The sequence below is a fragment of the Thiocapsa sp. genome (assembly GCF_022340925.1).
Taxonomy (GTDB): Bacteria; Pseudomonadota; Gammaproteobacteria; order Chromatiales; family Chromatiaceae; genus Thiocapsa.
In genome coordinates this window covers 12371-34276 of sequence record NZ_JAJDNA010000080.1, presented here as the reverse complement: position 1 = coordinate 34276, position 21906 = coordinate 12371, and the positions used below count along the sequence as shown (strand labels likewise).

Here is a 21906-nt window from a genome sequence, read left to right as displayed (position 1 = left end):
ACGTCCCATGACCTTGCATCCCGATCGGATGACGGACGCGTCGTCCGTTGCGACACTTGAGGCGACGCCGATTGATTGGCCGCGCCGGCCAACAATCGGCACGACACAGCAAGACGCGTTGTCGCTGCTCCTTCCGATGCGGTCGTTGAGGCGACCGAGCACGGCGGCACCTGCGCGTTGCGCGGGAGGCGCCGATTGGTTCGGACCGAGCTGCACGGCACCGGCTGCGAGGTACCATTGCAGCCGCAGCTTCCGCGGTGGCCGCAAGATCGTACGAGGTCGATCGCGAATAAGCGCTATGCAGAGCATCCTGGAGCCGGTCTAGATGAACGCCATCTTTTTCGGGATCGTCCTGATCGCCTTCCTCACCACGGCCTGGCGCGAGCTGAGCGCGCCACCGGTCGGGGACGAGCCGACCGCGATGGCAGTGCTGTCGAGCGAGATGCTGGGGGCGGCGAGCGGCGCGGTGGAGCTGGCGCTCGGCCTGGTCGGCGCCATGACGCTGTTTCTCGGTCTGATGAAGGTCGCGGAGGCAGGCGGCCTGCTCACCGTCATCGCGCGCCTGATCCGTCCGCTGATGACCCGCCTGTTCCCCGAGGTCCCCCCGGACCATCCTGCGATGGGTGCGATGATCCTCAACCTGTCGGCCAACTCGCTGGGTCTGGGCAATGCGGCCACACCCTTCGGCATCCGCGCAATGCAGGAGCTGGACAGGCTCAATCCCCGGCCGGGCACGGCGACCGACGCGATGGCCCTGTTTCTCGCCATCAACACCTCGGGCGTCACCTTGCTGCCGACCGGCGTGATCGCCCTGCGTGCCGCAGCCGGCTCGGACGATCCGGCCGCGATCCTGCCGACCACCCTGTTCGCGACCCTGTGTGCCACTGCGGCGGCGATCCTCGCCGCCCGTCTCTATCAACGCCTGGCACCGCTCGGACCGCCGGGTCGGGTCGCGGCTGCGCCGCAGCGGCCCGACGAACAGGAAGCCTCGGCAGGCACCGATCTGACGGCAGACGCGGGGGCCTACCCGGTGTGGGTGTCGATTCTGGCGCTGGGGGCGGTCGTCGCCCTGATCCCGGCCGCGATCCTCTGGGGTGAGCGCGTCTCGCCCTGGATCATCCCCTCCCTGATGCTGGGGTTCCTCCTCTTCGGGGCGCTGCGCGGCGTGCGGGTCTACGAGATGTTCGTCGAGGGCGCGCAAGAGGGTTTCCAGGTCGCCCTGCGGATCATCCCCTACCTGGTGGCGATCCTCGTGGCGGTCGGCATGTTCCGCGCGAGCGGCGCGATGGACGTCATGGTCGGCCTGCTCGGCGGCCTCACGGGCCGCCTCGGACTGCCGGCCGAGGCCCTGCCAATGGCGCTCCTGCGCCCGCTCTCGGGCTCCGGCGCCTATGGCATCCTGGCCTCCATCATCAACGACCCGGCGATCGGACCGGACAGCTATGTCGGCCTTCTGGTGTCCACGCTTCAAGGCTCGACCGAGACCACCTTCTATGTCCTGGCGGTCTATTTCGGCGCCGTGCGGGTCCGGCGGATTCGCCACACCCTGGGTGCGGCCCTCACCGCCGATCTGGTGGCGGTGATCGCGGCCGTGGCGGCGTGCGGGTTCCTGTTCGCAGGGTGAGGGTCCCGAGGAGCGCCGACGTCCGCCCGCGGTTGGCGCAACACCGTGAGGGGCGCTGCCGGGGGCGCGGGACATCCTTGGCCGAACGCGACGGACCCACGAGCGGCTCGGATCGGCATGAGCCGTTGCGGCTCGGCCCGCATATGAGGGGTCACCCGCCCTTGGGCAGGTGCCCTACTCCAATGCATCCAAAGACGCCAGAAAGGCCTTCACCTGCTGCCGCAGCAGGCCGAGCGTGGTTTCGAAACGCAGCGCAACCAGTCGCTCGCGCTCCCAATCGAGCTCGAACGAGTAGGCGTTGCGGAACACATGGCGAAAGCCGCGAAAATCCTGCAAGAGGCGGTACAGCTCGTCATCGATGACCGCCGGCCGGTACCCCTCGACACGGAGCTTCATGCGGCGCAGCAAGTCGGCATGCCAGGTGTCGGTGCCGACGTCATTCTCGAAAAAGGCCGCGATGCGCCGAAACATGTTCTCGCAGCCGTTGTAAAAATTGTGCAGCAAATACCCGATTGCCCCACGGTCGTACACGGAAATCTCGGCAGGCGGCAAGTCCAGTTTTTCACGCGCAGTGGCAAAGACCTGCGCCAGCTGCTCGAGCTTGGCCAACTCGTCTTCGATGTCGGCGCGCAGCAGTGCGATGTTAGGCGGCATAGATCACCCTGCCCCGGTCAATCGCCTTGGCGACAAAACGGGCATCATCGGACTCGGTGTGGAGGTCGATCGGGCGCCCGAAGGTCTCTTCCAAATCGCGGCGTAATGCCCAATAATCGGTCCGAGCAGTTCCCAACACCACCAAATCGATGTCGGAGCACGGGTGTGCCCGACCTTCGACCAATGAGCCGAACGCGATCGCTTGCGTCGCGTGGTAGCGTCGAAACACGGGCGCACCGTCTTGCTCCAGTTCGGCCAGCAGACGGGCGGCCAGCTGCTCGGAAGCGCTCTGCTGCTCGGCCCAGCGCGCCTTGAGTGCGCTGTAGTCGAATCGTTGCCGGGCATCGGATTTCATCGGTGAGACGGGCTATTTGCGGTTAGGGGCAAGCTCGCAGCGGTGAAGGCCTTCGGGCAGCGACGGGGCCGCCGGCATGCGCCCTGCCGAAGCACGCGCGAGGCCGCCGAGGGGTGACTCGTCGCGAGGCACCCTTGCGGGGCCCAGTCGGCAGGGATTTGGTCGTCATCCGTGAAACCCTCCCAACGCTCGATCACCGACTCGATGATGCTAGACGCAGAGGGTTGTGTCCAGCATCCTGCAGCGTTTCCAGTCCGGCGCACGAGACCCGGGCTGGTGATGCCAGGAGGCCCATCGATCAGCCTCGCCCGGGAACCCGAGCGCGACCGGCTGACTCGGGCCATCGGGCTTGTCGCGTGCGCATCAGTCAGGGTCTACAATCCGGCGACGCGCCCAAGCAGCTCAGACCCATCCCATGACTCGGAAGACCCTGCCCATCGGCATCCGGCCCCGTCGGGGGAGCCGCGACGGTGACCGACACGGTGGCGACAAGCTGATCGCCCGCCTCACGGGCGATGCGGTGAAGGACCGCGTCGATGGCCGGCCCATCCCGCCGATCGGCATGCAGCGCGGCCACGCGCGCCGAGCGGCCGGGGCGTTCGCGGGCGACAGACCGGATTGAGCCGACCATGACCGATCAAGCCGAACCGGCTCATATGCAGGCTCACATCCAGGTGATCGACCGGGCGGCCGCCCTGCTCGACGCCATCGCCCGGTATCCCGAGTCCGTCAGCCTCAAGATCCTGGCCGCGGAGACCGGCCTGCATGCCTCGACCGCCCACCGCATCCTGGCCTCGCTGATCCAGAACCGCTTCGTCGAGAAGGACCCGGCCGGGCGTTACCGTCTGGGCCTGCGACTCCTCCAGCTGGGCGTGCGGCTGCACGCCAACGTGGACGTGCGCGCGATCGCTCGGCCGGTGATGGAGGCGTTGCGCGACCGGCTGGGCGAGACCGTGAACCTGACGATTCGCGAGGGCGACGCGGTGGTCTACATCGAGAAGGCGACACCGAACCGCATGATCCACGTGCAGCAGCTGGTGGGCTCGCGCGCGCCCCTGCATGTCACCGCGGTCGGCAAGCTGATGCTCGGCGCGGCCGGTGAGGAGGCGACCCGGGCCTATGCCGGACGGACCAACCTGCCCGCCTATACCCGCAACACCATCACCACCCTGCCCCGTCTGTTGGCCGAGTGCAGCCAGGCGCTGGCGCAGGGCTACGCGCTCGACAACGAGGAGGCCGAGCTCGATGTGGGCTGCATCGGCGTCCTGCTCTACGACAGCACCGGCAATGTCAGCGCAGGCCTCTCCGTCTCCGCCCCCATCGAACGGCGCCGGCTGGAGTGGGCCGCCGACCTGATGGCCGCGGCCGACGAAATCTCCGCCCAGCTCGGCCACCAGCCGCCAACCCGTCACCGGTAGAACACAATCGCTCCGCGCATTGCGCGTCAGCGGGCTCGCTCCCTGCGCGCTCCGGCGCGATTGTGTCGCGCGGACGCGGTGCGCCCGGGCTTACTCCGAGGCTGGAGCCTCGGAGCCGGCGGCGATGCGTGCGGGGATTTCGGACATTGGAGTTGTGGGAAAGGCGACAGGGTGATGACATAACCTCTTAAACACAGACAGATAGGTACTGGCATAGGGTCTGCTTGGGGGACTGCATCGCGAACGCCTTCGGAGTCTTCATGAAGCAGAAAGAGATCGCCGCGTTGCTCGACGAGCCGGCCTGCGCGCACAACCACAAGGCCAAGTCGGGCTGTGCCAAGCTCCAGCCGGGGGCGACGGCGGGCGGCTGCTCGTTCGACGGGGCCCAGATCGCGCTCCTGCCGATCGCGGATGTCGCGCACATCGTGCACGGGTCCATCGCGTGCGCGGGAAACTCTTGGGATAACCGGGGGACGCGGTCGAGCGGTCCGGGCCTGTTCAAGATCGGGATGACGACCGATCTGACCGAGCAGGACATCATCATGGGCCGCAGCGAGAAGCGGCTGTTCCACGGAATCAAGCAGGCGATCGACAGCTATCGGCCGGCCGCGGTCTTCGTCTACAACACCTGTGTGCCGGCCCTCACCGGTGACGACGTCGGCGCGGTCTGCCGCGAGGCCCAGCGGCGCTGGGGCACACCCGTCGTGGCGGTGGACTCGGCGGGCTTCTACGGCACCAAGAACCTCGGCAACCGAATCGCTGGCGAGACCATGGTCGGGCAGGTCTGCGGCACCCGCGAGCCGGATCCCGTCCCACCGGGGATCGAGCGCCCGGGCTTCAGGATCCATGACGTCAACCTGATCGCCGAGTACAACATCGCGGGCGAGCTCTGGCACGTCCTCCCGCTGCTGGATGAGCTGGGTCTGCGGGTCCTCTGCAGCCTGTCGGGCGATGCACGCTTCCGCGAGGTGCAGACCATGCACCGTGCGGAGGTCAACATGATGGTCTGCTCCAAGGCCATGATCAACGTCGCGCGCAAGCTCAACGAGGCCTACGGGACGCCCTGGTTCGAAGGGAGCTTCTATGGGATCCAAGATGTGTCGCAGGCCCTGCGCGACTTCGCGCGGCTGATCGGTGATCCGGACCTCACCCGACGCACCGAGGACCTCGTGTCCCGCGAAGAGGCGAAGGCCCAGGCCGCCCTCGAGCCCTACCGGGCGCGTCTCACGGGCCGCAAGGTCCTGCTCTACACCGGCGGGGTCAAGTCCTGGTCGATCATCTCGGCCCTTCAGGACCTCGGCATGGGCGTCGTTGCGACCGGGACCCGCAAGTCCACCGAGGACGACAAGGCACGCATCCGCGAGCTGATGGGCCAGGACGCGGTGATGATCGAGGATGGCAATCCACGCCGCCTGATCGACCTGGTGCGAGAGAACGAGGTCGACATCCTGATCGCCGGCGGACGCAACATGTACACGGCGCTCAAGGCGCGTATCCCCTTCCTGGACATCAATCAGGAGCGTGAATTCGGCTATGCCGGCTACACCGGTATGCTCGAGCTCGCCCGGCAGCTCTGCCTGACCGTGGAGAGTCCGATCTGGGACGCGGTGCGGCGACCGCCGCCTTGGGCGGGCCCGGAAGCGGCCGACGAGCCGACCCGCTCGCCCCTCGCACCCCTCGCGCTCGCCGTACCCGAGACCGGCTCAGCACCGGCTCATGCCGTCGGGGAGCCGGGCCATGCCTGAGATCCTCAAGCGCAACAAGGCCCTGTCGGTCAGCCCGCTCAAGGCCAGCTCGACCGTCGGCGCGGCGCTCGCCTTCCTCGGCTTCCACCGGGCCATCCCGATGCTGCACGGCTCGCAGGGCTGCACCGCCTTCGGCAAGATCTTCTTCGTGCGGCACTTTCGCGAGCCGATCCCGCTGCAGACCACAGCGATCGATCAGGTCAGCGCCATCATGGGCAGCCAGGATCTGGTCGTCGAGGGCCTCAGGACACTCTGCGAGAAGAGCGCCCCGGACCTCATCGGCGTGCCCACCACCGGCCTGGTCGAGACGCAGGGCGCAGACGTGGAGATGGCCGTCGGGGCCTTCCGTCAGGCCTGGCCGCGATTCGCGGGCACCGCGGTGGTGCCGGTCTCGACGCCCGACTTCGCCGGCTGCATGGAATCCGGCTACGCCCACGCGACCCGCGCCATCATCGAGACCCTCGTCCCCACCCGCACCGAATCCGGCACCCAGCCGGGGCGCCGCGCCCGTCAGGTGAACGTCCTGGCCGGTGCGCACCTGACCCCGGGCGACCTGGAGGACCTCAAGGACCTGATCGAGGCCTTCGGCCTGTCCCCCGTGGTCGTGCCGGACCTGTCCGACTCGCTCGACGGCCATCTGCCAGAGACCGACTACAGCCCCCTGACCGTCGGCGGCACCCGTGTCGGCGACCTCGCCACCCTGGGCGATGCCGCGGCGACCCTGGCGATCGGCGCCTCGATGGATACGGCCGCCGACGCCCTGGCGGCGCGCACCGGGGTACCCGACCATCGCTTCCCCCATCTGATGGGGCTCGCCGCGGTCGACGCGCTGGTGACGACCCTCGCGCGGGTGGCGGGGCGGCCGGTTCCGGCCAGGATCGAGCGCCAACGCGCCCAGCTCCAGGACGCCATGCTCGACTGCCACTTCATGCTGGGCATGTCCCGCGTCGCGCTCGCCGCGGAGCCCGACCTGTTGGTCGGGTTCAGCCAAATGCTGGAGGGGGTCGGGGCGGAGGTGGTCGCGGCCGTCTCCCCGGCCAATACCCCGGCCCTGCAGAACGTCGCCGCCCGCCAGGTCAAGATCGGCGACCTGGAAGACCTGGAGCTGTCCGCCCGCGCGGGCGACGCCGAGGTCCTGATCGCCAACTCGCATGCGGTCCCGAGCGCCGAGCGCCTCAGCATCCCGCTGTTGCGCGCCGGCTTCCCCCAGTACGACCGGGTCGGGGGCTATCGACGCACCTGGATCGGCTACCGCGGCACCCGCGCCGCGCTCTTTGACCTGGCCAACCTGCTGCTCGGCCAGGAGCGCGGCGAGATCCATCCCTATCGATCCAAGCTCAAGCAGTGGCCGGAGAACGAACGGGCTGACCCGCGCCCACACTGAGGCGCGACGAGTGAAGGTGAGCCCGGCCTCTGCGTAAACAACGACCCCGGAGAGATGCGGTTTAGATGATGCCCTTATTCAAGCGCGTTCACCATGCGCCACATGGTCTGCAATCGGGTCACGGCCTGTCAAGACACGGGGCTCGACACCGGACGCGGCTTCAGCACCGGAGGCTCTGATGGCACTGGAACGACGATTGACACTCCTGGGTAGGAGCGGCGAGGCGGCAGCGATGCAGACCCGGATCAAGGCCGCCTTCGCCAGCTCGGACATGAGGCAGATCGATCAGCATTTCGGCGCGGCCGAGTCCTTCGTCGTCCATACGATCGAGCCCCAGGGGCACCAGCTCGTCGAGGTCATCCAGTTTGCACGGTGCGACATGAACGGCAACGAGAACAAGCTGGGCGCCAGGATCGCGGCGCTGCAGGGGTGCGTCGTCGTCTACTGCGAGGCGGTCGGCGCCTCAGCCGTCAGCCAGCTGCGCGCGCAGGGGATCCAGCCGATCAAGGTCAGCCCCGGCACCTCGGTCAACCGCTTGATCCGCGATCTACAGCAGGATCTGCGGGACGGGCCGAGCGCCTGGCTCGCGCGGGCCATCGCCGGCCGCGAGCCGAATCGCGATCGCCGTTTCGACGCGATGGAGGCGGAGGGTTGGCACGAATGATCGAGACGCCGGCGACCGTGGTCGAGCTTGGCGTGGGTTGCGCCTGGGTGGAGACCGTCCGACAGACCGCGTGCGGGCACTGCGAGAGTGCCGGGAGCTGCGGGACATCCGTCCTCGCCAAGCTGTTCGGCGGATCGCGAAGCCGGCTGCAGATCGCTGACACGCAAGGGCTTTGCGTCGGCGAGCGGATCGTGATCGGGATCCCGGACGCGACGCTGGTGCGAGCCTCGCTGGTCGCCTACCTGGTCCCTCTGGTCGTCCTGGTTGCCTGCGCGGCCCTGGCCACGGCGCTCGGCGCGAACGAGGAAACGGTGGCCCTGGGCGGACTCACCGGCCTGGGCATCGGACTCTGGCTGAGCGGTCGACTGACCGGCGGTCGCTCGACGCGCGCGCGCTATCGCCCGGTCCTGGTGCGCCGCGGTGCGGCTGTACTGGGGTCCGCTGACCGAAGGTCGGGGCTTGTTTGAGCCGCAACGGGGCGCACGACGCCCGGGATTGCCCTGATCGGGCTAGCGGCCCCCGTCAACCGGCGACCCGCTCACGACGACCCGACAAGAGACCGGTTCTGGGAGCGCTCTGTTGCGCCTTCGTGGCTCAAACAGGACCTTGTCAACACCGGGCGTCCGCAGCGGACGCCTCATCCAAAAGAGAGCATCAACATGACTGAGACGCTTGCCGCGACCGCCGATGACCAGGGACTGATGCAGTCCGATTTCGTCGTCGAGATGGTGCGCCAGACGCGCGCAATCGACCCCTACGGCGCCTATGACGGACTCTCCGACGCGGAGATCCTGGAGCCCTTCATCCTCACCAAAGAGAAACGGCAGGAGATCCCCCTGGTGGGCGATCCGGACGAGACCGTCGTCGCCCGGGTCAAGGCCTTCTACAACGCGATCTCGGCCATGATCGAGTCCGAATGCGGACTCATGGCCGTCCCGCTCGTGCATCTGACGCACGAGGGCTTCGGACGCGCCCTGATCACGGTCGGCAAGCTGGTGGTGATGGACCGAACACTGCGCGATGTGCACAGGTTCGGTTTCCCGACGCTCTCCAAGATGAAGGACGAGGCGGACAAGATCCTGTCGATCGCGCTCGAGCTGATCGGCGAGCACTCAAGGGTCGCGGGGCTCTGACCGCGATGACACCAGACGAAATCAGGGCCTTGGAGAAGGCCGTCGGCAAGGCGAAACGGATCGCCAGCGAGCGGGCCGGTGAGCTGCACGACCTGGTCGAGGATCGCCTGCCCGCGGCCTACCAGGAGATCCCCGCCATCGCCCAGGCCGCCTACGACGCGTGTCACGCCTGGGCCGAGGCAAATGCCAGACTCAAGGCGGCCCAGGCCGCCAACGACGCATAACCGGACCTACGATGGAGAGGCTCACATGAGTGTGATCACCGGCATCACCCGCGGCGGCGGCGAATGGACGCCCGCGTTCGTGATCGACATCAACCAAAATCACTGCATCGGCTGCGGTCGCTGCTACAAGGTCTGCCCCCGCGACGTCTTCGAGCTGGTCGACCGCGACGACCTCGACCTGGACGCGCTCGAGGACGAGGGTGACGACGACGACTTCGACGAGGCGCCAGGGATGGTGATGAACCTCAAGGATGCGCTCGACTGCATCGGCTGTCAGGCCTGCTCGCGGGTTTGCCCGAAGAAGTGTCTGTCCCACCAGCCGCTGGCCGCGGCGGCGTAGCGGAGGGCTGGCCCGTGCGTCGGGACCCGGAGCGTGGCTCGGCGCACTGCGGCCGACGCCGCTTGCGCCGAGCCCGCGGCCGAAGTGATCAGGCGGTGATCGGGATGATGACGATGTCGACGCGGCGATTGAGGCGGCGGCCCTCGTCCGTCTCGTTCGAGGCGATCGGCTGGGACTTCCCGTAGCCGCGGGCGCTGATGCGTTCCGGAATGACCCCGTCGGACTCCATATAGGCCTGCACCGCGCCGGCGCGCCGCTCGGAGAGCAGCTGATTGTGCTCGGCCGAGCCGGTGCTGTCGGTGTGGCCGGAGATCGCGAGCTCGGTCTTGCCGTACTTGCGGACGATGCCCGAGATGGTATCCATCGTGCTGTAGAAACCTGGCTGGATCTGCGCGGAATCCACCCCGAAGGCCGTCGCGCCCGTCATGCGGACCAACAATTGGTTGTTCTGCAACGGCTCGACGACGACCAGGCCGCTCGCAATCTCACTGGCCAGCGCCTTCTCGAAATCGCGGCGCTGCTCCTGCATGTACGCGCCCACCATGCCCCCGGCGAGCGCCCCGCCCACCGCCCCGATCAGGGCACCACGCCCCGCATTGGCGCCGAGCGAGCCGATCAGCGCCCCGGCGGCCGCGCCCGTGGCAGTGCCGATTGCCGCGCCGGCGCCGGTCTCGGTCATCCCGGACCCATCCGCCGCGCAGCCCACGACCAGGACGGCGGCGGTCGCGGAAGCGGCAAAGCGATTCAAAACACCTGATGTCATCGGCGATCTCCTTGTGGGCATGATGAGCGTAAGCCGAACGTTCAGCGGGCCGATCATACCAGAGGCGCGCCGGATGCACGCGTATGCAAGCAGTGCGCGGACCTCCTCCGGGGTGTCTTGTGTCCCTGGAATTGGACATCACCTTTGCTGTATCCGAGAGTCGACCCGCCACACATGAACGACACCATCAGACTCGTCTGCAACCTCATCGCCTTCCAGATCGGCTGGCTCGCCTGCGTGCTGGGCGGAGCCCATGACCTGCCTTGGCTCGGGGTGGGCGTCGTGGCGCTGGTCGCCGCCCTGCACCTCCGGCTGTCGAGCGACTGGGCACGAGAGGCCGCCCTTTTGGTGATCGTCGGCATCATCGGCGCGCTCTGGGACGGACTGCTGGTGCGCTTCGGTTTCCTCGAGTACCCGTCGGGGATGATCCTGCCCTGGCTGGCGCCGGTGTGGATCATTGCGATGTGGGTCTCCTTTGCCACCACCCTCAATGTCGCCCTCGCCTGGTTGAAGGGGCGATGGTATCTGGCGACCCTCTTCGGGGCGGTCGGCGGGCCGCTCGCCTATTACGCCGGTGCAAAGCTGGGAGGCGTGCGTTTTCCGGATCTGCTCGTGAGCATGGCCGTCCTTGCCGGCGGCTGGTCCTTCCTCATGCCCCTCGGCGCATGGATCGCGCGACAATTCAACGGCTCAGGTTTCCCCAAACCCGCTTCATCGCCGCAGCGAATCCTGGCCGGGAGCCGCCCGCATGTCTGATCTCGAGCTCTATCTGCTCGCGGCGGCCGGGGGCTGGTGGACCATCGTCTCGCCGGTCCTGGTGACCTTACCTGCTGCTGCGGGCCTCGGGGATCGCCCTGAAGGAGTCAGGCTGTTCAGCAGCTTCGCCCGGCGGACCGTGACGACATGCAGCTCACCAACGCCTTCTTCCCGTGGCCGCCGCAGCAGGCGAGGCGATGCTGATCCGTGGCCATCCGGGCCATCATCATCTCGCCTTCCGCGAGACGCGACGCTCGGAAGGCGCCATGGCCGGACACCGAGGTGCCTGAACAGGCCGTGGCCTCCGGCCCCGAACAACCCGAAAACCGGAAATTGAGATGACCAAGCGAAGACGAGGTTTCCTGATCGCCACCGCGGCGGCATGGCTGATCGGCATCGCCCCCGCCGGATCGAGCACCGGCGAGCCGGAGACGCTGCGCTTCAAGGTCTTCCTGGACGAGGACCCGATCGGCGAGCACAGTTTCGATATCCGCTCGCTCGGCGACACCGCGCAGGTGCTGAGTCGGGCCAGCTTCGAGATCGACTTCTGGATCTTCACCGCCTATCGATACCGGCATCAGAGCCAGGAGACCTGGCGCAACGGATGCCTGGAGAAGATCATTGCCAGCACCGACGACAACGGCAAAGACTATCGCGTCCGCGGCGAAGGTCTAGGCGAGGCGCTTGCCCTGACCGTCAACGGCGAATCGCGGCGCCTGTCCGGCTGTGTCATGACCTTTGCCTATTGGGATCGCGACTTCCTGCGGCAGGATCGGCTCCTCAACCCCCAGACCGGAGAGCTGATCCCGGTCGAGGTCATGGCCCAAGGGACGGAGGCTGTCTCCTTCGGAGCTGAAGAGGTTACGGCCACCCGGTACAAGCTCAGCACCGACGCGCTGGACCTGATCCTCTGGTACTCTGACGAGTACGGCTGGATCGGACTGGAAAGCGATACCGGCAAGGGCAAGACCCTGCGTTACCAGCGGATCGCGCCGACATGAAGCCGATCGCCCGAATCCTGCTCACAACGCTGGTGCTCGCATTCGCGAGCGGCTGCACCGAAGAAGGAGGCGCGCCCATGGACACCGTCAAACAGGTCGACCTCGAGCGCTTCATGGGAGATTGGTATGTGATCGCCAACATTCCGACCGTTGTGGAGAAGGGGGCCCACAACGCCGTCGAGTCGTACGCCCTGAACCCGGACGGCACCATCGCCACTACCTTCACCTTCAACAAGGACGGCTTCGACGGCCCCGTGAAGACCCACAGACCGACGGGGTTCATCCGTGACACCACCACCAACGCGCTCTGGTGGATGCAGTTCGTCTGGCCATTCAAGGCGGATTTTCGGATCGTCTGGCTGGAGCCTGATTACAGCATCACCGTGATTGCCCGTGCCAAGCGCGACTACCTGTGGATCATGGCCCGTGAGCCCGCGATCCCGCAGGCCAAGTACGAAGAGATACTCGCCTTCGTCGGCGGGCTCGGGTATGACACCAGCAGGATCCAGAAGGTCCCACAGCGACAGGCCGGGTGACCAGACCAGCAACGGGCCGGACCGTCGCAACGACTGTGCTCGTTCCCGGGGCCCAACCGGCCCCGGAAGGCTTGCCGACCCGCCCCGCGGCGTACGCTGACCCGGCTGGCGCCGCGGGCCGTGCCAGCGACGCCGGATGGCCGCTGGAACCGGACACCCAGGCTGGGACACTGACCTCCCTCACGCCCCGGCTGTTTTTTCGTTGCCGGGCTGGCACCCGCTTCCTTATCCTCACGCGACTCGGGTCATCCGACCGACCGCTCGGCAGATCGCACCATGTCCGTCAATGCGTGGCTCAAGTCCCATCGGCCGCTTGCCGGAACCGCACTGACGCGCACCATCGGGCTCGGCGTGGCGCACGGGCTGCTGGCCATCGCCCAGGCCTGGCTCCTGGCCCTGATCCTGAACGCAGTGATCTTCCAAGGGGCCGGTCTCACCGAGGTCGGCCATCTGATGGGGCTGCTGCTCGCACTGTTCATGCTTCGCGCGGTGACCGTCTGGCAAGGCGAGCGGGCGGCCTTCGAGGCCGCCGCAGGCGTCCGCAACGGCCTGCGAGACCGGATCTATCGCCAGCTGCAGCGTCTCGGTCCGCGCTATCTGGCCAACGAGCGCAGCGGCGCCCTCGTGGAGACGTTGACCAAGGGCATCGACGACCTGGAGGGATACTATGCCCGCTTCCTGCCGGCGATGACCCTCACCATGATCCTGCCCCTGGCGATCCTGATCGTGGTCTTCCCGGCAGACTGGGTCGCCGGGGTGGTCATGCTGGTGACCGCACCCCTGATCCCGCTCTTCATGATCATCATCGGCTCGAGTGCGCAGGCCAAGAACCAGCGCCAGTGGAAGCAGCTCACCCGCATGAGCTCGCACTTCCTCGATGTCATCCAGGGTCTGACGACGCTCAAGCTCTTTGGGGCGAGCCGTCGGGAGGCCGAGGTCGTGGAGCGCATCTCCAACGAGTATCGCAGCAGCACGATGCAGGTCCTGCGGGTCGCCTTTCTCTCATCGGCCGTCCTCGAATTCTTTGCCGCCATCGGGATCGCCATCATCGCCGTCTTCATCGGCTTTCGACTCTACGGGCTGGTGATGCCCATGCCGGAATGGCTGACGGCCCTCCCCAAGATCAGCTATCTGCAGGGCCTCTTCATCCTCATGCTGGCACCAGAGTTCTATGCTCCGCTGCGCAACATGGGCACCCAGTACCACGCCCGCATGGCGGCGGCCGCCGCGGCCGAGCAGATGATGCGCGTCCTCGATGCCGAGCCCGAGCAGACCTCACCCGGCCGAGAGCCACTGAGGGCCCCGCGGCCCTTCGGGATGCGTTTCGAGGACGTGCATTTCAGCTATGAAGCGGGCCGGGATGCGCTGCGCGGCGTCGACTTCGAGGTACCCGCCGGCCGCCGGGTCGCGCTGGTCGGGAGCAGCGGGGCTGGCAAGACCACCGTGATCAACCTGGTGCTCGGGTTCCTGGCGCCGACCTCCGGACGGATCCTGATCGGCGATCAGGCCCTCGCCGAGCTCGACTTGGAGGACTGGCGCCGGCATCTCGCCTGGGTCCCCCAGCAGCCGCGGCTCTTTCAGGGGACCATCGGGGACAACATCCGTCTCGGTCGCCCGGACGCGGATCTGGAGGCGGTGCGCGCGGCGGCGCGGCGGGCGCGTGCCGACGGCTTCATCGAGGCCATGGCCGACGGCTACGACAGCCTGGTCGCCGAGCGTGGCGCCGGTCTGTCGGGCGGTCAGATCCAGCGCGTCGCACTTGCCCGCGCCTTCCTGCGCGACGCCCCACTGGTGATCCTGGACGAGGCGACGGCCAACCTGGATCCCGAGAGCGAGCGTCTGGTCCAGGAAGGCATCGAGGAGCTGGCACGCGACCGCACGCTGCTGGTGGTGGCGCACCGGCTGGCCACGGTGCGCCGCGCGGACCGCATCCTGGTGCTGGACGACGGCCGGGTCGCGGAGTCGGGCACGCACGAAACGCTGGCGGCCGCGGGCGGGATCTATGCGCGCATGATCGCCGCCTACGGACAGGGAACACCGTGGCAGAGCGGTCTTCGGAGCCGGGGGGACAGCCCATGAAGGACCTGCACCGCCTCTGGAGCCTGCTCCGGCCCTATCGGGGCTGGATGCTGGGCGGCACGCTGATCGCGCTGATCACACTCCTGGCGAACGTGACACTCATGGCCCTGGCGGGCTGGTTCATCACCGCCATGGCGGTTGCGGGCGCGGCCGGGGTCGCGCTCAACTACTTCGCCCCCGCCGCCCTGATCCGGCTCAGCGCCATCCTGCGCACGGCGGGCCGATACAGCGAGCGGCTGGCCAACCACGAGGCCACCTTCCGGCTGATCGCCGGGCTGCGGGTCTGGTTCTATCGCCATCTCGAGCCACTCGCCCCCGCGCGCCTGCAGCAGTTCCACAGCGGCGACCTCCTCAGCCGCATCCGCGCCGACATCGATGCGCTGGACAACCTCTATGTCCGCGTGCTGGTGCCCGTGGCCGTCGCCGCGATCAGCGCCCTGCTGTTCTTCATCTTCCTGCTGCTGCATGACCCGCTCCTCGGCCTGTTCGGGCTCGGCTTCCTGCTGCTGGCCGGGGTCGCCCTGCCGATCTGGTCGCAGGCGCGCGGTCAGGCCCCCGGACGGCGACTCGCCGAGGACGAGGCGGAGCTGCGCGCAGCCGTCATCGATGGTGTCCAGGGCATGGCCGAGCTGACAGTCTACGGGGCCAACGAGCGTCAGGCCAGGCGCATCGATGGGCTGGGACGGGGGTTGATCGGCGATCAGGCCAGACTGAGCGGCGACCATGGCCTGACTCAGGCAGCGGTCGGCTTGAGCGCCAACCTGAGCCTCTGGGTCCTGCTGTGGCTGGGGATCCCCATGGTGCACGACGGGGGCAGCTTGATGCCCCCGCAGTTGGCGATGCTTGCCCTCTTCACACTCGCGAGCTTCGAGGCCGTCGCGCCCCTGCCCCAGGCCTTTCAGCTCCTCGGGCGCACCCTGGCGGCGGCCCGGCGGCTGTTTGCGATCGTCGACACCAAGCCCGCGGTGAACGAGCCCGCCGCCCCATCGCCGCGACCGGAGCACTTCGACATCGGGCTCCGGGGCGTCACCTTCAGCTATCCCGAGGCCGCCACACCCGCCCTGACCGACATCCATCTCGAGATCCCGGAGGGCACCCGTGCAGCGGTCGTCGGCGCCACCGGCTCCGGCAAGAGCACGCTCTTCAACCTGCTGCTGCGTTTCTGGGAGCCGGATGCCGGAGAGATCCGGATCGGCGGTCATCCCATCGCCAGCTTCCACGGAGATGACCTGCGCGCTCACATCGCCGTGGTCAGCCAGCAGACCCATCTCTTCGACACCACCATCCGCGAGAACCTGCTCCTCGCCTCGCCCGACGCCGCACAGGACGCCCTCGAGTCCGCCTGCCGCGTCGCCCAGATACATGACTTCATCAGCGAGTTGCCAGAGGGCTACGACACCTGGGTGGGTGAGACCGGCGTGCGCCTGTCGGGCGGTCAGGCCCGCCGCATCGCCGTCGCCCGGGCGCTTCTGAAGGACGCCCCCATTCTGCTCCTGGATGAGCCCACCGAGGGCCTCGACGCGGAGACCGAGCGGAGCCTCATGCAGGCCCTGGACCGACTCATGGCCGGACGCACCGTGCTGCTCATCACCCACCGCCCCGCCGGGCTGGACTGGGTCGACCGCGTCCTGGTGCTCGACCGGGGGCGCGAGGTCGCGCATGGGGACTCCAGGGTGATCCCGGAGGCAACGCAGGCACCCTTGCTGCGGGATGATGCGGGGGCCGTGGCTTGATCGCCGAGACCCTGCCCCGCGCTGGCCCGCCGGCTTCCGGACCTTGACAAAGCCCGTTTCGCTTGACGAGACTCGCGTCTCAATCCAGCCCTCGAGTCAGGTTCCATCGGCCCGTCCTGAGACTATGCGCACGATGAGGTTTGCCCGCACGGACTATGGGTTCAGGTACGCGCATCGACGACGTGCAGCAAGCGAAGACAGATCTGTTATGAGCAAACATCCGGACTTCATCACGCAAACGCTTCCTAAAGGTGTGATGCTGAACGCCTATCCTGACAGCATCGGCCGCAATCTGGCAGATACGGTGAACCTGCTCAAGCGGCCTGAGCTGAAGGATGCCTTTTCGCTGTTCTACATCCTCCCCACCTTTTTCAACAGCGATTTGGATCGCGGCTTCTCGATCGTCGATTACGACATCAACGAAGAGCTCGTGAGTCCGCAGGATGTGGAGGACCTGACCGCGCTCGGTATCACGTTCAAGCTTGACCTGGTGCTCAACCACCTGTCCGTGCGCTCTCCGCAGTTCCAGGATCTGTTGCTGCGCGGCGACGACTCGCCCTACAAGGACTTCTTCCTCGACTGGAACGAGTTCTGGCTCGAGCACGGCACCATGGGCCCGGGGGGCACGGTGACGCCCGCTGAGGAGCATCTCGAGAAGCTCTTTATGAGGAAGCCCGGCTTGCCGATCCTCAAGGTGTGCTTTCCGGACGGCTCCCATCGGCTCTACTGGAACACCTTCTATCAGGAAGTGAGGTTCGTTGAGATCGCGCCCCATGACTTCGTGGGCATCAAAGGGCTCCATTTAGAGCAGGCAACGACCATTGCAGCGACCGTCCAAGCCGCGATCGACGCTCAGGCCGACCTCGAGCAATTGGATCTTGGGGACCTTTCGCAGCACAAGGACGAGGTGCTTGCGGTCATCTGTCAAAAACGCGAGTACCTCGGCCAGATGGACTTGAATGCAGGCTCTGAGCTGGTCTGGGAGTTCTACGAGGACGTGCTGAGGAAGCTGCGCGACTACGGCGCAAAGATCATCCGCCTGGACGCCTTCGCCTACCTGCACAAGCAGCCGGGCGAGGCCAATTTCTTCAACCGGCCTGGCACCTGGAACTATCTGAAGCGGTTGCGGGGGCTGGCCGAGGAGTACGACCTGATCATCTTCCCCGAGGTCCATGCCGAATATGGCAGTGGCATTCACGAGGAGGTGGCACAACAAGGTTACCCGATCTACGACTTCTTCTTCCCGGGGCTCGTGATCGATGCCTTGGACCGCGGTACCAACGAGGCCTTGCTCCGATGGATTGCCGAGATCAAGTCCAAGGGCCTCCAGACCATCAACATGCTCGGCTGCCACGACGGGATCCCGGTGCTCGACCTGAGGGGCAAGCAGCTCAACGGGTCCTCCCGACCGGGGCTGCTGGAGGATGCGCACATCGAAGCGACGATGGAGCGGATCATCAGCCGGGGCGGCAGGGTCAAGAATCTGTTCGGGCACGACGGCAAGCAGATTGCCTATTATCAGGTGAACGCGACCTTCTTCAGTGCACTGGGAGAGGACGAGCGCAAGCTGCTGCTGGCCCGAGCCATTCAGATGTTCATGCCCGGTGTTCCCCAAGTCTGGTACCTGGACCTGTTCGCCGGCAAGAACGACTATGAAGCGGCGGACCGGGGCGGGGTCGCGGGACACAAGGAGATCAACCGGACGACACTCAGTCTGGAGGACGTCGAAGCGGGACTCAGGCGCTCCATCGTCCGAGACCAGCTCGACCTGATCCGTCTGCGCAATACGTCGCCGGCGTTCGCAGGCGAGATGAAGGTCCTCGAGAGCGAACCCCACCTGCTGCATATCTCCTGGGAGCACCCGCAAGCCACTGCGACCCTGAAGGCCGATCTGCGGACCTACCGCTTCACGGTCACTGCGGATGACGCCTCGGCCGAAATCGATCCGATGCCCATCGAGGACCTCGTTGCCGGGCCCGGACCGACCCTCGACGACGGACCCTGCGGGGTACCCGCATGAGAATCCTCGCGACCGATCTGGACCGGACACTGCTGCCCAACGGCCGCTGGACAGCGGACGCCGGGGCCATCGACCTGTTCAACGAGCTCACGGACAGGCATGGCGTGCTCGTGGTCTATGTGACCGGGCGTAACCTGAACCTGGCCGAGCGCGCCATCGGGGAATACGGCATCCGCCATCCCCACGTGCTGATCGGCGACGTCGGCACCTCGATCCGCAGGTATACCCCAGGCGGCTGGGAGCCTTATCAGGGTTGGGACGCCCACGTGCAGCGGACCAGCCCCAGGTGGGATCCGGACGCGGTCCGCCGCGCGGTCGCCGGGATCGAGGGACTCACCGAGCAGGAGCGCGAGCACTGTGGCCCGTTCAAGCAGAGCTACTATGTCGAGCACGACCGCAATGAGGCAGTGCTGAAGGCGGTCAACGAGCGGGTCAAAGGCAGGCTCGACGAGGTGATCGTCTACAGCTTCGACTCCCAATCCGGCCAGGGCCTCCTCGATTTTCTGCCGCAAAGCGCAACCAAGCAGACCGCGCTTGAGTATGTCGCCGCCGACATGGGAGCGAACAAGGCGGATGTCGTCTTCTGCGGCGACAGCGGCAACGATGTCTTCCCGCTCACGGCCGGTTTCTCCGGCGTCCTGGTGCGCAACGCTGACGACCAGCTCGTCGCGAGCGTCAGGGAGGCGGCCGATGCCAACCCTGAACTCAAGGTCTACTTCGCACAGGGCGGCTTCAAAGGACTGAATGGTTTCTATACCAGCGGCGTCATCGAGGGCGCCTATCACTACGGCATCTTCCGGGACGACGCGGCTGCCGGCTGAAAACGGCGCGACGGTGCCGCGCCGAAGCCTCCTGCAACGGGGTCACGCCCACCTGCAACGGTGTTTCGAGTAGACCGGGCTCTCCCCCGACGGCAGGGCGACGTTTGTCTCCCCTGTTTGCCGCCTGATGTCCCGGCGGTGCCACATGATCTCGCCCGTGATCCGAGCTCAACGCCGCGAGACGGTCGTGGCTTCGGCGGCGCCCGGCCCGGATTGACGCCCGTCTGAGCGCAGCTTGAAGCCGCGCCGATCTCGCTCTGCGGCTCAAACCGGCTGACGGTCCTGACCGCACCGACAGCTCTGGTCCGGTCCGCCGACCCCCGCTCTTCCGGGCGCGCCCGCCCGTTCCCCACCCATTGGCGCACCACATCAACGGCATCCCCAACGTCGGCTCAGCCGCGCTTGCGGTCCTCTGCCTTCCCAACCTTCAGTGCGCAGTGGCCCGTTCCCGCATCGAAACGCAACGGTCACCCATGCTTCATTCCTTGGTCACCATCAAACGTTAAGTTTCCGCTGGCGGCAGGGGGCCACGCCGCTGTCGCCATCTGGACCATCGCAGCTCTCCATTCACTTCCAGGAGTCGAACGTATGCCGCTTTCCCGCAAGCAGTTCGCCACGCTCGTGTACGCCTTTCTGGCCGCAGCGACAGTTCCCGCTCTTGCCGATTCACTTGAGTTCAAAGAAGTACCCGTTCCGGTGTTGGACGAAGAAGGTAGCGATGCCGAAAAACGCGCCATCGTGGCCACTGACACTGCCTGGCTAAGAGGCAACAAGATCGAGATCGGATTCAAAACGTTGATGCGGAGCGGACAAGGCTTTGCCATTCACGAGGAGATCACCGAACCTCAGCTTCCTTTCGGAACTCTGGTTGATAACAAGGGCAAGCCGATTCCGGCGGCCGGAGCAACGAATGACGGCGCCACGCCAAGCGCCGATGACAATAATCCCTTCCTCTCAAATGACAACGATTTCAACTCTCTCATCCCGCATGGCGAGAAGCTGTTTATGGTCTCACATTTCGAGTCGAGGCCAGGCGGCATGTATGTCTCTGAGCTCGATCAAGACCCCGAAGATGGCGAGCTGACGGCGTTGTGGACGCGTCCAATTGACTTTTCAGCGGTGCGCGGCGGATGGGTGCACTGCGCCGGAAGCGTCACACCCTGGAACACCCATTTGGGCAGTGAGGAATACGAGCCAGACGCGCGTTTGGTAGACCCGATGACAGGCAACAAGGTCGATGGTGAAGGTGAGCCTGATCATTACTACCACGCGATGGCCGACTACTTTCAGGGCGACCGCACCCGAGTAAACCCATACGATTACGGTTACCCGGTGGAAGTGAGTATCAAGACCGAAAAAGGTGACACGGAGGTAACGAAGCACTACGCGATGGGCCGCACCGCACTAGAGCTCGCCTATGTCATGCCTGACAGAAGGACCGCCTACTTGACGGACGATGGGCGTATGGTGGGCCTTTTCATGTTCGTTGCAGATCAAGAAAATGACCTCAGCTCGGGCAAACTCTATGCTGCCCGCTGGGAACAGAAAAGTCCGGACGGGTGGTTGCTCGGAAAAGCTCATCTGCGCTGGATCGATCTCGGGCATGCCAAGGACTCGGAAATCGCGGCCCATCTCGCAGGTCCGGAAAAGCTGAGGTTCGAAGATATCTTCAACGCTGAGGTACCCAATTCTGACGGCAGCTGCCGCGAGGGTTACTCGCTGGTGGCCAAGGGTCACGAACAGACGGCGGGAAATACGTATGCTGAGTGCCTGAAGCTCAGACCGGGTATGAGGAAAGCAGCCTCGCGTTTGGAAACCCGCCGCTACGCTGCAATGGTGGGAGCGACCACAGAGTTCACGAAGGAAGAGGGCATCACATATGATCCCGACACGCATCGCCTGTATATCGCCATGAGCGATGTCACGGACGGTATGTTGAACAATGACGAAGCGGAACAATACAATGGCGTTCCAGCTGGACCGAATCACGTTCGAGTCGAAGAGAATCGTTGCGGCGCCGTCTATGCGGCTGATACAAAGGGTTGGCAAAAAGACGCCAGCGGTAGGCCGATCCGCAGCTCTTATGTAGCCGTAAACATGTACCCGTTGCTGGCCGGAAATCCAAACGTGGATTACGACGGCACCCCCTACGAAGGCAATGAATGCAGCGTTAACGGCATCTCTAACCCGGATAATATCAGCTACCTGCCGGGCTATCATACGCTGATAATCGGCGAGGATACGGATCGTCACCAGAATGACATGGTCTGGTCGTATAACACGAAGAAGGGACAATTAACACGCATTCAAACGACGCCTTACGGCTCGGAGACCACGTCGGTCTACTGGCATCCGAATATCAACGGTTTTGGTTACCTGATGAGCGTTGTGCAACATCCCTTTGGTGAGTCTGATGAAGAGCAGTACATCACCGGCTCTTCGGCAGATCGCGGTTACTCGGGATACATCGGAGCCTTCCCGGCGCTCCGTTAACTGGTTCGATTTTGTCGTTGAACAGCCCCGCTTCGTGCGGGGTTTTTTGCTTTGCCCCAGATGCTTTCTATGCTTCATTGGGCGCCAAAATGGCTGAACTGCTCGCCGCTTGAAACGCATGTTCACTGAAAGACTGTTTTCAGTATACAGCGGAAGTCTGGCA

At 65.9% G+C, this 21906-nt stretch carries 21 protein-coding genes; 18 read left to right on the top strand and 3 right to left on the bottom strand.

What is annotated here, in order from left to right; all coding sequences use genetic code 11:
* Positions 1-325: 325 nt before the first annotated feature.
* Positions 326-1624, top strand: coding sequence for a spore maturation protein (locus tag LJE61_RS10035; RefSeq protein WP_296911508.1), 1299 nt, complete (start codon positions 326-328; stop codon positions 1622-1624).
* Between the two features lie 174 nt (positions 1625-1798).
* On the opposite strand, the gene LJE61_RS10030 is transcribed toward LJE61_RS10035, so the two are convergent.
* The gene (locus tag LJE61_RS10030) at positions 1799-2278 is read right to left on the bottom strand and encodes a ribonuclease toxin HepT-like protein (RefSeq protein WP_296911506.1); all 480 of its coding nucleotides are present in this window, start codon (positions 2276-2278) and stop codon (positions 1799-1801) included.
* Positions 2268-2633, bottom strand: coding sequence for a nucleotidyltransferase family protein (locus LJE61_RS10025; RefSeq protein ID WP_296911504.1), 366 nt, complete (start codon positions 2631-2633; stop codon positions 2268-2270). The genes LJE61_RS10030 and LJE61_RS10025 overlap by 11 nt, the downstream gene beginning before the upstream one ends.
* A 415-nt stretch (positions 2634-3048) precedes the next feature.
* On the opposite strand from LJE61_RS10025, the gene LJE61_RS10020 reads away from it, so the two are divergent.
* From LJE61_RS10020 to fdxB, 9 genes are all read left to right on the top strand, one after another.
* Positions 3049-3255, top strand: a complete 207-nt coding sequence (locus LJE61_RS10020; RefSeq protein ID WP_296911502.1) for a hypothetical protein — start codon at positions 3049-3051, stop codon at positions 3253-3255.
* Between the two features lie 7 nt (positions 3256-3262).
* Positions 3263-4051 (top strand): IclR family transcriptional regulator, encoded by a 789-nt coding sequence (locus LJE61_RS10015; RefSeq protein ID WP_296911500.1) that lies wholly within the window; start codon positions 3263-3265, stop codon positions 4049-4051.
* 260 nt (positions 4052-4311) lie between these two features.
* Positions 4312-5796 (top strand): nitrogenase iron-molybdenum cofactor biosynthesis protein NifE, encoded by a 1485-nt coding sequence (gene nifE / locus LJE61_RS10010; protein ID WP_296911498.1) that lies wholly within the window; start codon positions 4312-4314, stop codon positions 5794-5796.
* Entirely contained in the window at positions 5789-7180 is a 1392-nt protein-coding gene (gene nifN / locus LJE61_RS10005) for a nitrogenase iron-molybdenum cofactor biosynthesis protein NifN (protein ID WP_296918291.1), read from the top strand. The genes nifE and nifN overlap by 8 nt, the downstream gene beginning before the upstream one ends.
* Before the next feature lie 178 nt (positions 7181-7358).
* A complete protein-coding gene (locus LJE61_RS10000; protein ID WP_296911494.1) occupies positions 7359-7844 on the top strand; it encodes a NifB/NifX family molybdenum-iron cluster-binding protein in 486 nt (161 codons plus the stop codon).
* Positions 7841-8311: a SoxR reducing system RseC family protein gene (locus tag LJE61_RS09995; RefSeq protein WP_296911492.1), complete on the top strand. Its 471-nt coding sequence runs from the start codon at positions 7841-7843 to the stop codon at positions 8309-8311. Before LJE61_RS10000 ends, LJE61_RS09995 begins: the two co-directional genes overlap by 4 nt.
* A 192-nt stretch (positions 8312-8503) precedes the next feature.
* Complete coding sequence (locus LJE61_RS09990) at positions 8504-8977, top strand: NifX-associated nitrogen fixation protein (protein WP_296911490.1); 474 nt, start codon at positions 8504-8506, stop codon at positions 8975-8977.
* 5 nt (positions 8978-8982) lie between these two features.
* On the top strand, positions 8983-9201 hold the full coding sequence (locus LJE61_RS09985) for a CCE_0567 family metalloprotein (protein WP_296911488.1): 219 nt from the start codon (positions 8983-8985) through the stop codon (positions 9199-9201).
* A 25-nt stretch (positions 9202-9226) separates the two neighbouring features.
* Positions 9227-9541: a ferredoxin III, nif-specific gene (gene fdxB, locus LJE61_RS09980; RefSeq protein WP_296911486.1), complete on the top strand. Its 315-nt coding sequence runs from the start codon at positions 9227-9229 to the stop codon at positions 9539-9541.
* Positions 9542-9629: 88 nt separating this feature from the next.
* On the opposite strand, the gene LJE61_RS09975 is transcribed toward fdxB, so the two are convergent.
* On the bottom strand, positions 9630-10304 hold the full coding sequence (locus LJE61_RS09975; RefSeq protein ID WP_519972643.1) for a YiaD family glycine zipper/OmpA-like lipoprotein: 675 nt from the start codon (positions 10302-10304) through the stop codon (positions 9630-9632).
* A gap of 174 nt (positions 10305-10478) precedes the next feature.
* Between LJE61_RS09975 and LJE61_RS09970 the strand changes: the two genes are divergently transcribed.
* From LJE61_RS09970 to LJE61_RS09935, 8 genes are all read left to right on the top strand, one after another.
* Positions 10479-11060, top strand: coding sequence for a DUF2878 domain-containing protein (locus LJE61_RS09970; protein ID WP_296911482.1), 582 nt, complete (start codon positions 10479-10481; stop codon positions 11058-11060).
* A gap of 338 nt (positions 11061-11398) precedes the next feature.
* A complete protein-coding gene (locus LJE61_RS09965) occupies positions 11399-12061 on the top strand; it encodes a DUF6134 family protein (protein WP_296911480.1) in 663 nt (220 codons plus the stop codon).
* The gene (locus LJE61_RS09960; RefSeq protein WP_296911477.1) at positions 12058-12597 is read left to right on the top strand and encodes a lipocalin family protein; all 540 of its coding nucleotides are present in this window, start codon (positions 12058-12060) and stop codon (positions 12595-12597) included. Before LJE61_RS09965 ends, LJE61_RS09960 begins: the two co-directional genes overlap by 4 nt.
* Positions 12598-12873: 276 nt before the next feature.
* Positions 12874-14676: a thiol reductant ABC exporter subunit CydD gene (gene cydD, locus LJE61_RS09955; RefSeq protein WP_296911475.1), complete on the top strand. Its 1803-nt coding sequence runs from the start codon at positions 12874-12876 to the stop codon at positions 14674-14676.
* Positions 14673-16409, top strand: coding sequence for a thiol reductant ABC exporter subunit CydC (cydC, locus tag LJE61_RS09950; protein WP_296911473.1), 1737 nt, complete (start codon positions 14673-14675; stop codon positions 16407-16409). Before cydD ends, cydC begins: the two co-directional genes overlap by 4 nt.
* A gap of 208 nt (positions 16410-16617) precedes the next feature.
* Positions 16618-18429, top strand: a complete 1812-nt coding sequence (locus LJE61_RS09945) for an alpha-amylase family protein (protein ID WP_296911471.1) — start codon at positions 16618-16620, stop codon at positions 18427-18429.
* The gene (locus LJE61_RS09940; protein ID WP_296911469.1) at positions 18426-19250 is read left to right on the top strand and encodes an HAD-IIB family hydrolase; all 825 of its coding nucleotides are present in this window, start codon (positions 18426-18428) and stop codon (positions 19248-19250) included. The genes LJE61_RS09945 and LJE61_RS09940 overlap by 4 nt, the downstream gene beginning before the upstream one ends.
* 588 nt (positions 19251-19838) lie before the next feature.
* Entirely contained in the window at positions 19839-21743 is a 1905-nt protein-coding gene (locus tag LJE61_RS09935; protein WP_296911467.1) for a PhoX family protein, read from the top strand.
* Positions 21744-21906 lie beyond the last annotated feature (163 nt).